We start from the raw sequence: 12,699 nt of genomic DNA, 5'->3' as shown, positions 1-12,699 counted from the left end.
ATGCGCTGGCTTGCCTTCTCCTTGACCTGCCTTCTGCCGATACCGGCTCTGGCTCATCCCCATGTCTTTATCGACACGGGGCTAGAGTTCATGGTCGATGACGCAGGCAACCTGACCCATGTGCGTGTGACCTGGGCCTATGATGAGTTCTATTCATTGCTGGTTCTGGAAGACATGCGACTGGATCAGGATGCAGATGGCGTGCTGACCGAGGCTGAAGAGCAGTTTCTAAGTGGCTTCGACGCACAGTGGGTCGAAGGTTACAATGGCGATCTGGTCATCCGCATGGGCGAAACCGTGATCCCGCTATCCGGCCCGCTTGAACCGCAGGCCACGACCGAGGATGCCCGCATCGTGACCACACATCTGCGCGCGGTCGAAGGAGACCCTGTTCCCGCGGATGCGCTGTCGATCAAAGCGTTTGATGAGAGCTTTTATACCGCATACGAAGTGACCCGCCCGGTTCTGGTTTCAGGCCCCACGACTTGTAATATCGAACGCAACGATCCCGATATCGACAACGAACTGGCCCAGATGCAGGCTTTTTTGCTGACGCTGGATGCCGAGTATGACCTTGAAGAAAATGATATCCCTCTGGTCGGTGAGAAATTTGCAACCGAGATTCGGCTTTCATGTCCAAATACCTGATCGTTCCCGTTGCCATCGCCTGCGGGGTGCTGCTGTGGTTCTGGGGCAGCGGTGGTTTTGACCATCTGGCCGCTTGGGCTGCCGGAGAGCAGCGCGAATTCCAGAACCAGATCGCCCGCGCCCTGCGCGCAGCACGCGCCGAGCAGCCCGAAGCTGTGGCAACGCTACTGACGGTCTGTTTTGCATATGGGTTTTTTCATGCCATCGGACCGGGCCATGGCAAGGTTCTGATCGGAGGATACGGGCTTGGCCGTCGTGTCGCGTTTTGGCGGTTGTCTGCAATCAGTGTCCTGTCGAGCCTAGGGCAAGCAGTGACGGCGGTTGTGCTGGTTTATGCCGGGGTATTGGTATTCCAGATGTCACGCGAGTCGCTTGTAGGCACGACCGAACAGGTCATGGCACCGATCAGCTACGGCGCAATTGCCGCTATAGGCCTGTGGCTGGTTTTCCGCGCCATCCGCAGTTTTGCGCGGCGTCACAAAAACCAAGCCTCTCAAATGCACGACCACCATCACCATGCGCATGATCACGACCACCATCATCACGACCACGAGGTTTGCGCTGACTGCGGCCACCGCCACGGCCCGACGGCCGAAGAAGTCGCTCAGGTCAGCAGCTTTCGCGAGGCGTTGATCCTGATCGCTGGTATAGCCGCACGCCCCTGTACGGGCGCGTTGTTTGTGCTGATCCTGACATGGCAGATGGGTATCGCAATGGTCGGCATCGCAGGCGCATTCGCCATGGCTTTAGGCACCGCAACCGTCACCACTTTGGTTGGTTGGACATCCTTTGGGTTGCGCGGCGGGTTGCTGGCCTCAGCCTCGGCTACGCGCTTTGCATCGGTACTGGCCCCGACCATCGAACTGGTTGCGGGTCTTATCATCGCCGTGATTGCAAGCGGGCTGCTACTGCGGGCCTTGTAGACTTAGCCAAACACCGGTTCGGGATATCCTACCCGTGCCAGATACAATCCTTGCGGCGGGCATACCGGCCCACAGGCCGCTCGGTCAACCGCCTCAAGCGCATCGCGAACGTCCTCAGGCGTCCATGCCCCAGCCCCCACACGCTCCAACGTGCCAACAAAGCTACGTACCTGATTGTGCAGGAACGATCGGGCGCGAACATGGAAGTGGATTTCGGCCCCCGAGAAGCCCTGAACCTGTTCCACCCGCAACTCATCCAGTGTTTTGACCGGGCTGGCGGCCTGACAGATGGATGAACGGAAGGTGGTGAAGTCATGTCGCCCGATCAGCATATCCGCCCCGGCCTGCATCGCTGCAACGTCCAGAGAATGATTGATCTGCCAGACCTGCCCCTTGTCGTGGGTTGCAGGTGCGCGACGCATCAGGATACGGAACAGATATTGCCGCTCAAGCGCCGAAAACCGCGCGTGCCAATCATCATCCACTCGTGCAGCTTGCACGATCGCGACAGGCTGCGGTTTGAGGTGATAATTCAACGCCTCGGACAGGCGGAATGGGTCCCATTCTTTGACCAGATCGCAATGCGCCACTTGTCCTAGCGCGTGAACCCCCGCGTCGGTACGACCGGCGGCGGCGATTGTGTGGTCTCCGGGTTCGATCCGCGAAAGCGCTAATTCGATCGCGCCCTGAACCGAAGGCAGCTCCTTTTGCCGCTGCCATCCGGCAAACGGTTCCCCTTGGTATTCGACTTGCAGCGCGTATCTGGGCATGGGGCGCTGGTATCGCGCCTTGGTCGGACGGGCAAGGGGGCGAAAGCTCTGGCAAGTGCCGCAACCGCTACCTATCTTGGGCAAAACGATAATTGCGGGGCGACAGCTTGGTCATCTCATCATTGGCAGACAGTCTGGTGCGCGGCGTCGAATCCGTGGGTGACCGTGTGTCCGAGACATTCTTCGAACCGGTCATCCGGCTGGGCGTCACGGGATTGGCGCGGTCTGGTAAGACTGTGTTCATCACATCACTGGTCGCCAACCTGCTGGATCGGGGCCGCATGACCGGTCTTGTGGCGCAGCAAGAGGGGCGTGTCACCGCCAGCTATCTGCAGCCGCAACCCGACGACACCGTGCCCCGGTTCGATTTCGAATCCCATCTGTCCGCGCTGACCGGACCAGCGCCGCACTGGCCGGACAGCACGCGTGCTGTTTCCGAGTTACGCCTGTCCTTCAAAGTCAAGCCCGCAGGTCTGCTTTCGGGATTGCAGGGCCCTCGAACATTGCATCTGGACATTGTGGACTATCCGGGTGAGTGGCTGCTGGATCTGGCCCTACTGGACAAATCCTATGAAGATTGGTCGCGGGACACGCTCGAACACATATCCAGTCGCCCACAAGCAGGGGCATTTATGGCAAAGGTTCAGGCGACCGACCCAACCGCGCCACATGATGAGCCGCAGGCGCAGGACCTCGCCCGCAGCTTCACCGATTACCTGAATGCCGCGCGTGATGCCGGTTTCTATGACTGCACTCCCGGTCGGTTTCTTCTGCCGGGCGATCTGGCCGGGTCTCCTGTGCTGACATTCGCGCCGCTCCCGGTGTCGGGGGCGTCAATTCGGCGTTCACTACACCGCGAGATGGAGCGGCGGTACGAGGCGTACAAATCGCGTGTGGTCAAACCTTTCTTTCGCGACCACTTTGCCCGGATCGACCGGCAGATCGTTCTGGTAGATGCGTTGGGGGCAATCCATAAAGGCCCGCAAGCGGTCGAGGATATGCGCCGCGCGATGGCCGATATCCTGTCGGCCTTCCGCCCCGGTCGCAACGCATGGCTCAACAGGCTGCTGCTTGGCAAGCGGGTCGAGCGTATCCTGTTCGCGGCCGCCAAAGCGGACCATCTGCACCATCTGCAGCACCCGCGCCTGACCGCGATCATTCAGGCCCTGACCCGTGAGGCCCGCGACCGCGCCAGCTTTGCCGGGGCTGAAACTGCGGCCTTATCGTTGGCTTCACTTCGGACAACGACGGAAGAGATGCGCAGCCATAACGGCGTAGAACTGCCATGCGTGCGCGGCACTCTGCTAGATAGCGGTAAGCAGGCGGCCTTTTACCCCGGTGATTTGCCAGAGGACCCTGCCCATCTGCTGGGCCCCGCGCGAAATGGGGCCGAGGGATGGCTGGGCGAGGACTATGGCAATATGACCTTTGCACCCGCACATTTGACCCTGAATCCTGGTGACGGTCCGCCACATATTCGGCTGGACCGGGCTGCGCAGTTTCTGATCGGAGACCGGCTGTGAACGTGATCCTTCGTCCTGCTCGCAGTACCGATGCCGGAACCACAGGCGCTATTCTGCATGGGTTCGCCCGCGAAAACGACTGGATGCCTGAGCTGCATTCTGAGGCCGAGACCATTGCGTTTTGCGGCAGGATGATTGATCTCGGCTGGGTCACGGTGGCCGAAAAGCAGGGGCAGGTGGCCGGATTTCTGGCGTTGAATGGGGACGAAGTGCAGTCGCTCTATCTGGCGGCCTCGGCGCGCGGGCAGGGGATCGGGCAGCAATTGCTGGGTCGTGCCAAAACGCAGCGTCCCACGCTCAACTTGTATGCGTTTCAGGCCAATCCTTCCGCATGCCGGTTCTATGAGCGCAACGGCTTTGTTGAGGTCGCACGCAGCGATGGGTCCGAAAATGACGAAAACCTGCCCGACATCAGATATGTCTGGACGCGCGAGGAGTTGGTCGATGGCTAAAGGCCCCGTTTTGATTGATCTGGAAGACGACGCCTCGGCAGTTGATGTCTCGACCGCGCCTCCTGTTCCGGACATCGCGCCTCCGCAGGGGCAGGCGATGCAGTCAGCGGTGCGGTTTGCAGCGCGGAAACCTTCGGTTTTGGCGCGTTGGTTCTGGGGGTTGGCATTAGCCGTTGTGGGGGCGGTGGTCTCGGTCGCCGCATGGGATTTTGCCATCTCTCTGCTGGAACGCGCACCAATTCTGGGTTGGATCGTCACCGGTCTGATCGCTGCGCTGTTGCTGGTCGTCCTGATCATTGCACTGCGCGAGTTGGCCGCAATCAGCCGTCTGTCTCGCGTCGACGGGCTGCGGCGCGCGGCGGACACAGCTTTAACAGATGAGGACTTGTCGCAAGCCCGCGCTGTAACCACACGGCTGATTGCGTTCTATAAGGGACGCGATGAAACACGCTGGGGTCGCGACCGTTTGACCGAACGCATGGGAGAGCAATTCGATGCGGCAACCCTGCTGAGCTTGGCCGAAGACGAATTGCTGGCCCCGCTGGACGCTGCTGCCAGCCGCGAGGTCGAGGCCGCAGCCCGGCAGGTTGCCACCGTTACCGCGTTGGTTCCGCTCGCGCTGGCCGATGTCGCGACCGCGCTGGCAAGCTCATTGCGAATGATCCGACGTATTGCCGAAATCTATGGCGGTCGAGCAGGTTTCTTGGGCAGTTGGCGCCTAACCCGCGCCGTATTCGTGCATCTGATTGCAACTGGCGCGGTGGCAGTGGGGGATGATCTTCTGGAGCCGATTTTAGGCGGCTCGGTTCTCAGCAAATTGTCGCGCCGGTTCGGTGAGGGGCTGGTCAACGGCGCGCTCACCGCCCGCGTGGGTGTCGCTGCGATGGAGGTCTGTCGACCTTTGCCTTTCTCGAAACGCCACCAGCCCTCGACCCGTGGCATGATCAAACGCGCGCTCAGCGGGTTGTTCTCCAGGACTTGATCTGGCGCAAGGCCATGCCTGAACCTGTCCTGCATAAACAGGACGGAGCCAGCCATGACCGAACACGGCCACAGCCAGCAAGAGATTTTCGAACGGATCAATGCGCCTCCGGGTCGTGGGGTTCTGCGCGATGTGGTTTATGGCGGCATCGATGGCTCAGTCACGACATTCGCGATCGTTGCCGGGGTTGCCGGGGCAGGTTTATCGCCTTTTGTCATCGTGGCACTTGGGTTGGCCAACGTGCTGGCGGATGGTTTTTCGATGGCGGCGGGCAACTACTCGGGAACCAAGGCCGAGCTCGATAACATCCACCGTATTCGAGCCATCGAGGAACGGCATATCAAGTTGTATCCGGATGGCGAGCGAAAGGAGGTGCGCGAAATCCTCGCACAAAAAGGCCTTTCAGGCAGCGTTCTGGATGACGCGACGGCTGAAATCACTTCGAACCACGACAATTGGGTCGACCTGATGATCGAGGGCGAATACGGGCTGGGCAGCGTCGACCCGCATCCCCTCAAAGCTGCGATGGCGACGTTCTTTGCCTTTCTGATCGCGGGGATGATTCCGTTGTTGCCGTTCCTCTTATCCGTTGCAAATGCGTTCACAGTATCGGCCTGGATGACTGCGGGCGTGTTCTTTGCCATTGGCGCGATGAAAAGCCGGTGGTCGCTTGCACCCTGGTGGCGATCAGGCGGAGAAACCCTGCTGATCGGGGGTGCGGCGGCAGCTATCGCCTTCTGGGTTGGCTCGTTGTTTCACCCCTGAATGGTGCTGTTGTCGCGGACGGGGTGATCAGGCGGGTCCACAGAATCTGACCCGCTAGGGTGTTGTAAACCATTGCGAGGCACCTCGTGGCAACGGATCATCCTGAGAAAACTGTTTTGGAGCTAGGCGCTTATGGCTTCATCGGTACTGCGGTCGTTCGGTCGCTGCATGCGGATGGCGCCTGTGTGAAGGGGCTTGTGCGCAGCCAGAAGACGGCTGAGAGGGTCCTTCCGGATATTGCGCTGATCTCGGGGGATCGCCTTTTTCATGCTGATGGCGCACCGCACAGCAGATGCACGGGTGATTGCTCATACGGTGGGAATCTTGGTGCTGGCCGACACAGTTATTACGGCCACCTCAGTCATTTTCCAGCTGATCACCGGCGTGTTGCTGGCCTGGCAACTGGGCTGGCAACTGGGCTGGTCGCTGTCGGAGGGTCGGATCGCGATGTCACTGCTGCTTTACGTATTGACCGGCCTGTTCTGGCTGCCGGTGGTTTGGATTCAGGTGCGTCTGAGGGATTATGCAACGCAGGCTGATCGGGATGGTACCTCCTTGCCAAGCAGTTACTACAAACTGTTCCGCAGATGGTTCGCTTGCGGTATTTCGGCCTTTGCCGCAGTGCTGGCGATCCCTTGGCTGATGCTGGCACGCCCTCACATTCTGCCTTTCTAGGCCGATTACCTGAGCAGCAGGCGGTATCCATGCGGATTTCCAGACTATAAACTAGCCTGTCTGCACGGTACGTTTGGCGCATCGCATCCGGAGGTTTCGGTTGGAATCCTTGCTTGTCCTCGTTGGTCTGATCGTTCTGGCCATTCCTGTTTCGATCATCGCTTTGCTGATTGGTCAATCGCGGTTGCGTAAGCGCGTCGAACAGCTTGAGCGGCAATTGGCCAGGCAAATACCGGAAAGCGGCGCCGAAACCTCCAAGACATCAAGGCCGGAGCCGACGACGACGCAAACTAAGCATGATCCCTGGGCCGCGGCGAAAACCTCATCTACCAATGACGAAAGCCCATCGGATGCGCCGCAGGCCGTTGAGGCCGCCGATCCTCCTGCCACCATCGTTTTTCGTGTGGAAAAGATCGCCGCGCTGGGCGCGTGGTTGCGTGAGAACTGGTTCTATGCGGTTTCGGCGTTGTCACTGGCGTTGGCAGGGATTTTTCTGGTTCAGTACGGGGTTGAGAACGGGCTGTTGCCACCCACCGCGCGGGTCGCCGCAGCCCTGATCTTTGGCCTTCTGCTGATTGGGTCAGGTGAAGTGATCCGCCGCCGTTTCGGCGATGACGAGGACGCGTCGACCGCTTATCTACCATCGGTCTTCTCGGGCGCGGGTCTGGTGACCTTGTTTGGTGGCGTCCTTGCCGCGCGCCAGCTTTATGATCTGATCGGCCCCGAGGCCGCTCTGGCCGGTCTCGTTATCATCGCTCTGTTTGCGTTGGTCTTGGGATGGTTCCACGGGCCGCTGCTCGCCGCCGTAGGCCTAATCGGAGCCTTTGCCGCGCCCTTTATGGTTGGAGGCGCATCGGACGATCCCAGTTGGCTTTATGGTTATTTCTTTATCATCGCCATTTTGGGCTTGGGTATCGATACCGTCAGGCGTTGGGCATGGATTTCCATTCTGACGCTGGTGGGTGCATACGGGGCGGCGTTTTTGCTGGTGCTGTCTTCCCCCTCCACGGAACCGGGGTATCTGACCTGTGTGACAGCACTGGCGCTTATTGCGATGGCGATACCCGTGCGCAGTATCTGGCCCGACCACACCGGCCCGATGATTGCTGAAGTCATTCGGCGACGGAAAGGGATTCCATGGCCCGTGTTTCCAACCCGAATTGCCTTTGGTGCGGTTCTCACCAGCTCCATCATCCTGTCGCTGCACTGGTCGGACTCAAACGGTGAATTCTGGCTGGGCGTTGCACTGTTTTCTGCGTTGATTCTGGCGCTGATCCTTTGGGCAAAGAATGCGCGCGCCTTGCAAGATGTGACCGTGCTGCCTGCGTTGGGTCTGATCTGGTTTGTTCTGCTGCACGGGTTGGACGGTGGCTCCGTGTGGCGCGGCTTTGCCGACACATACGTGGAAACGGCCGAGGCCGACTATCCTTGGGTAGTCACGCTATTGGTTGCCCTCGGGGCCTTGATCAGCGTGCTCGCTGCGTGGCGGTCCTTCCACGCCGGGCGCTACGCTGTGGTCTGGGCCGGGGGTGCAGCCCTATATGCTCCGACGCTGGCGATCGCGCTTGAAGTCGGATGGCAGCCTGCAAACGTGATCGGAGCTTATGCGTGGGCCTTACACGCAATCGCAATAGGCGCGATGATGGTGGTTTTGGCCGAACGGTTTGCGCGGGCCGATGGTGAGAAACGGATGCGGCCTGCCCTGGCAACTCTGTCTGCGTTATCGTGCCTTAGCTTTGCCTGCATCATCGTACTCAGTTCTGCCGCATTGACCGTAGCACTTGTCGCCATGATTGTTGTGGCCGCGGCGCTGGACCGGCGATTTGTTCTGGCTCCAATGAGTTGGTTCATTTGGGCGGGTGTGTTCACGGTGACCGTACGGCTGGTGCTCGACCCGGGGCTCGATTGGGCCGAAACCGCGCCTTTGATCGAAATGACCTTGGTCTATGCAGTGGCGGTTGCCGGGTTCATCATGGGGTGGGCGTTGCTAAGGTCCTTGGACCGCCCGATTGCCTCATTGCTGCTTGAAAGCGCGGCCTGGGCAACGGCGGGAATACTGCTATCGCTCTTGTTGCTGCGTTGGCTGGAAAGCTTCGGAGAAGGCGGCGCGACAGACAGCCATTGGGGGCTCGGGCTGCTGGCGGTGATCTGGCTGCTGCTGGCTTTTGCACAAATACAGCGGTTCGAGCTTGGCGGTAAGCTGAACTACGCGCGTTACGCGCTCGCGGCGTTCTTTGCGGCACACGGCATGATGCGTCTGGTTCAGGCTTTGTCTGAGGCTAACCCGTTGCTCGACCCATTTGCCGATCCCGTGCTCGGCCCGCCGGTGCTGAACACGTTGGCGGTGGCCTATCTGTTGCCTGCGCTGGCCATCGGCTTCTCGGCTTGGCGCGTCGTGACGAAGCCCGTGCTACTGAAGCAGATCAGTTATGGGGTCGCCGGTGCCCTGATCGCTTTTTGGCTGGGGCTTGCAATCCGTCACGTCTGGCAGGGGGCGGGTGGCATGTATGAAGGCAACGGCGTCACCCAGCCCGAGCTTTATTCATACACCATCACCTTATTGGTGGTTGGCGCAGGGTTGTTCTACCAGTCGCTGGCCCGCCGGTCCGATTTGATGCGCAAGGCCGGTTTGGCCGTGATTGGCCTCGCGGTGGCCAAGGTGTTTCTGATCGATATTGCCGGATTGGGCGGGCTGATCCGGGTGTTTTCGCTGTTGGCGCTCGGTCTCGCACTGGCGGGTCTCGCATGGCTCAATCGCTGGGCCAAGCTGCGCCATTCGTCGCAAGACCCGGAACCTCTGGACCATTGAGAGCAGGCGTCCTATAAGCGCGGCCATGTTTGACCGGCTGGCCATCATTATTCGAATTATATCCCCGGCGCTCTGATATCGCGAGACGCCGGGCAAAGGTGCTTGAGTTATCGCACTGACCGCTTCGATCCATACACGACCAGAACATCCTGAGGACGCCCCAAATGTGCGCCGAAACACCTGACTACAAAGACACGCTGAACCTGCCGAAAACCGAATTCCCCATGCGTGCAGGCCTGCCCAAGCGCGAGCCAGCATGGCTCGACCGCTGGGAAAAGATCGGCGTCTATGACCGCCTTCGCGAGAAAGAGGGCCGCAAGCCTTTTACCCTGCATGACGGCCCTCCTTACGCGAACGGCCACCTGCATATCGGCCACGCACTGAACAAGACCATCAAGGACATGATCGTTCGGTCCCATCAGATGATGGGCTACGATTCACGCTATGTACCTGGCTGGGACTGCCACGGTCTGCCCATCGAATGGAAGATCGAGGAACAGTATCGCAAGAAGGGCAAGAACAAGGACGAGGTGAACATCGTCGACTTCCGTCAGGAATGCCGCAAGTTCGCCGAAGGCTGGATCGACATCCAACGTGAAGAGTTCAAGCGTCTGGGTATCACCGGCAACTGGCCCGATCCCTACATCACGATGGACTATCACGCCGAGGCCGTGATCGCGGATGAGTTCATGAAGTTCCTGATGAATGGGACGCTTTATCAAGGCTCGAAACCCGTGATGTGGTCGCCCATCGAGAAGACGGCTCTGGCCGAGGCCGAGGTCGAGTATCACGACAAGGAAAGCTTCACCATCTGGGTGAAGTTCAAGGTTGTGAACACCGGCGATGTGACGCTGGACAACGCTTATGTGGTGATCTGGACGACGACCCCATGGACGATGCCCTCGAATAAGGCCGTGGTCTATGGCGAGGATATCTCCTACGGTCTCTACGAAGTCATCGGCCGCCCCGAGGAGTGCTGGGCGCGGATCGGTGAACGCTATCTACTGGCCGATGACCGCGCGGCGGATGTGTTTGCCCGCGCGCGTCTGGACGATACGATGTACCGCCGCCTGTGTGATGTAACGCAGGAGGATCTTGCCAAGATCCAACTGGCACACCCGCTGGCCGGGGCCGAAGATGGCAATGGCGAATGGGACGACATCCGCGATTTCCGCGCCGCTGAGTTTGTGACCGACACCGAAGGCACCGGCTTTGTCCACTGCGCGCCGTCGCACGGGATGGAGGAATTCGAGCTTTACCGTGATCTGGGGATGTTGGAACAGGTCATCACTTACAACGTGATGGATGATGGCAGCTTCCGCGCCGATCTACCGTTCTTTGGCGGTAAATACATCCTGTCCCGCAAGGGCGGTGAAGGCGATGCGAACAAGGCCGTCATCGACAAGTTGGCCGAGGTTGGCGGGCTGCTGGCGCGTGGTAAAATCAAGCACAGCTATCCGCATTCGTGGCGCTCGAAGGCGCCGATCATCTACCGCAACACGCCGCAGTGGTTTGCCTCGGTTGACCGCAAGCTGGAGGACGGCATGGGCGAGATGGGCGACTCCATCCGTGAACGTGCCCTGCGCTCGATTGATGAACTGGTGAAATGGACGCCGCAGACCGGCCGCAACCGTCTGTATTCCATGATCGAAGCACGCCCGGACTGGGTCCTGTCGCGCCAACGCGCCTGGGGCGTGCCGCTGACCTGCTTCACCAAGAAGGGGGCATTGCCGACCGACGCGGACTACCTGCTGCGCAATGACGAACTCAATGCGCGTATCAAGGCGGCGTTTGAGAAGGATGGCGCAGACGTCTGGTACACGGACGGGTTCAAGGAGAAGATCCTCGACGGTATCGCGAACCCCGACGACTACGATCAGGTGTTCGACGTGCTGGATGTGTGGTTCGACTCTGGCTCGACCCACGCCTTTGTGCTGCGTGATCGTGAGGACGGGACCGCGGACGGCATCGCTGACGTCTATATGGAAGGCACCGACCAGCACCGCGGGTGGTTCCATTCGTCGATGCTGCAGGCTTGCGGCACCAAGGGGCGTGCACCATACCGCAACGTAGTGACCCACGGATTTACGCTGGATTCCAAGGGCAACAAGATGTCCAAATCGCTGGGCAACACCATCGTGCCGGAAGAGGTCGTTAAACAATACGGCGCCGATATCCTGCGCCTGTGGGTGGCTCAGACCGACTACACCGCCGACCAGCGGATCGGACCGGAGATCCTGAAAGGCACAGCCGACAGCTATCGCCGCCTGCGCAATACCATGCGGTTCATGCTGGGCTCGCTGGCGGACTTCACCGAAGCGGATCGGGTTGCGCCTGAAGATATGCCGCGCCTGGAGCGCTGGGTGTTAAGCCGACTGGCCGATCTGGATGAGCAAGTGCGCAAAGGTTATGCAGCATTTGACTTCCAGGGTGTATTCAGCGCCGTATTCACATTCGCCACGGTTGACCTGTCATCGTTCTATTTCGATGTCCGCAAAGACGCGCTTTATTGCGACGGTGACAGCCTACGCCGCCGTGCCGCGCGGACTGTGCTGGATATCCTATTCCACCGTCTGACCACATGGCTGGCCCCAGTTCTGGTCTTCACTATGGAAGAGGTCTGGCTGGAACGGTTCCCGGCCGATGATAGTTCGATCCATTTAATGGATTTCCCTAAAACGCCCGCTGATTGGCGCCATGAAGAACTGGAAGCCAGCATGGCCAAAGTCCGCCGCGTGCGCCGCGCCGTGACCGCTGCGCTGGAAATTCAACGTCAGGACAAGGTGATCGGATCCAGCCTCGAGGCCGCACCGATCGTGCATGTCGAAGATCAGGAAACCCGCGATCTGCTTGCGACCTTCGACGTGGATGACATGTGCATCACTTCTGGTCTGGCCGTCACAGGCGATCCGGCTCCGGCCGAGGCGTTCCGTGTGCCGGAAATCGAGGGCGTAGCTGTAGTGTTCGAAAAAGCCCAAGGCGACAAATGCCAGCGCTGCTGGAAAATCCTTCCTGATGTTGGGCTGCACGCCCATCCGGGCGTATGCGGGCGCTGCAACGAGGCGCTGAGCTGACATTCGAACGGAGCGCGAGAGAGAGATCGCTGATGCGAGGCTCTGCCTCGCGCTCCGAGGTATTTTTGGCCAGATGAA

The 12,699-nt window shown here is 59.8% G+C and carries 10 protein-coding genes; 9 read left to right on the top strand and 1 reads right to left on the bottom strand.

What is annotated here, in order from left to right; translation table 11 throughout:
- Together AC2TEM_RS09460 and AC2TEM_RS09455 are read left to right on the top strand one after the other, a co-directional pair.
- Complete coding sequence (locus tag AC2TEM_RS09460) at window positions 1–648, top strand: DUF1007 family protein (protein ID WP_170424349.1); 648 nt, start codon at window positions 1–3, stop codon at window positions 646–648.
- A complete protein-coding gene (locus AC2TEM_RS09455; RefSeq protein ID WP_170424347.1) occupies window positions 633–1,571 on the top strand; it encodes a HoxN/HupN/NixA family nickel/cobalt transporter in 939 nt (312 codons plus the stop codon). The genes AC2TEM_RS09460 and AC2TEM_RS09455 overlap by 16 nt, the downstream gene beginning before the upstream one ends.
- 2 nt (window positions 1,572–1,573) lie before the next feature.
- Here the strand turns inward: AC2TEM_RS09455 and truA are convergent, their stop codons facing one another.
- Entirely contained in the window at window positions 1,574–2,341 is a 768-nt protein-coding gene (truA, locus tag AC2TEM_RS09450; protein WP_170397443.1) for a tRNA pseudouridine(38-40) synthase TruA, read from the bottom strand.
- A 107-nt stretch (window positions 2,342–2,448) separates the two neighbouring features.
- Here truA and AC2TEM_RS09445 point away from each other — a divergent pair, with 107 nt between their 5' ends.
- The 7 genes from AC2TEM_RS09445 to ileS all read left to right on the top strand — a co-directional run bounded on the left by AC2TEM_RS09445 (window position 2,449) and on the right by ileS (window position 12,621).
- Complete coding sequence (locus tag AC2TEM_RS09445) at window positions 2,449–3,864, top strand: YcjX family GTP-binding protein (RefSeq protein WP_170424346.1); 1,416 nt, start codon at window positions 2,449–2,451, stop codon at window positions 3,862–3,864.
- Window positions 3,861–4,316: a GNAT family N-acetyltransferase gene (locus tag AC2TEM_RS09440; RefSeq protein WP_170424344.1), complete on the top strand. Its 456-nt coding sequence runs from the start codon at window positions 3,861–3,863 to the stop codon at window positions 4,314–4,316. The genes AC2TEM_RS09445 and AC2TEM_RS09440 overlap by 4 nt, the downstream gene beginning before the upstream one ends.
- Entirely contained in the window at window positions 4,309–5,298 is a 990-nt protein-coding gene (locus AC2TEM_RS09435) for a YcjF family protein (protein ID WP_170424342.1), read from the top strand. The genes AC2TEM_RS09440 and AC2TEM_RS09435 overlap by 8 nt, the downstream gene beginning before the upstream one ends.
- Before the next feature lie 54 nt (window positions 5,299–5,352).
- Entirely contained in the window at window positions 5,353–6,063 is a 711-nt protein-coding gene (locus AC2TEM_RS09430; protein ID WP_170404431.1) for a VIT1/CCC1 transporter family protein, read from the top strand.
- A 273-nt stretch (window positions 6,064–6,336) separates the two neighbouring features.
- Window positions 6,337–6,738: a DUF2269 family protein gene (locus tag AC2TEM_RS09425; RefSeq protein WP_480856154.1), complete on the top strand. Its 402-nt coding sequence runs from the start codon at window positions 6,337–6,339 to the stop codon at window positions 6,736–6,738.
- A gap of 109 nt (window positions 6,739–6,847) precedes the next feature.
- The gene (locus AC2TEM_RS09420) at window positions 6,848–9,547 is read left to right on the top strand and encodes a DUF2339 domain-containing protein (protein WP_480856153.1); all 2,700 of its coding nucleotides are present in this window, start codon (window positions 6,848–6,850) and stop codon (window positions 9,545–9,547) included.
- A gap of 164 nt (window positions 9,548–9,711) precedes the next feature.
- Window positions 9,712–12,621, top strand: a complete 2,910-nt coding sequence (gene ileS / locus AC2TEM_RS09415) for an isoleucine--tRNA ligase (protein ID WP_170424336.1) — start codon at window positions 9,712–9,714, stop codon at window positions 12,619–12,621.
- Window positions 12,622–12,699: the final 78 nt, after the last annotated feature.

This window comes from Ruegeria sp. HKCCD3925 (assembly GCF_057221175.1).
The sequence above is the reverse complement of the archived record's forward strand: the minus strand, read 5'-3'. Positions and strand labels throughout refer to the sequence as shown.

What these genes read in the sequence shown, in the direction of transcription:
- AC2TEM_RS09460 (WP_170424349.1), top strand. Translation starts at nt 1, where the DNA reads ATGCGCTGGCTTGCCTTCTCCTTGACCTGCCTTCTGCCGATACCGGCT.
- AC2TEM_RS09455 (WP_170424347.1), top strand. Translation starts at nt 633, where the DNA reads ATGTCCAAATACCTGATCGTTCCCGTTGCCATCGCCTGCGGGGTGCTG.
- truA (WP_170397443.1), bottom strand. Translation starts at nt 2,341, where the DNA reads ATGCCCAGATACGCGCTGCAAGTCGAATACCAAGGGGAACCGTTTGCC.
- AC2TEM_RS09435 (WP_170424342.1), top strand. Translation starts at nt 4,309, where the DNA reads ATGGCTAAAGGCCCCGTTTTGATTGATCTGGAAGACGACGCCTCGGCA.
- AC2TEM_RS09430 (WP_170404431.1), top strand. Translation starts at nt 5,353, where the DNA reads ATGACCGAACACGGCCACAGCCAGCAAGAGATTTTCGAACGGATCAAT.
- AC2TEM_RS09425 (WP_480856154.1), top strand. Translation starts at nt 6,337, where the DNA reads ATGGCGCACCGCACAGCAGATGCACGGGTGATTGCTCATACGGTGGGA.
- ileS (WP_170424336.1), top strand. Translation starts at nt 9,712, where the DNA reads ATGTGCGCCGAAACACCTGACTACAAAGACACGCTGAACCTGCCGAAA.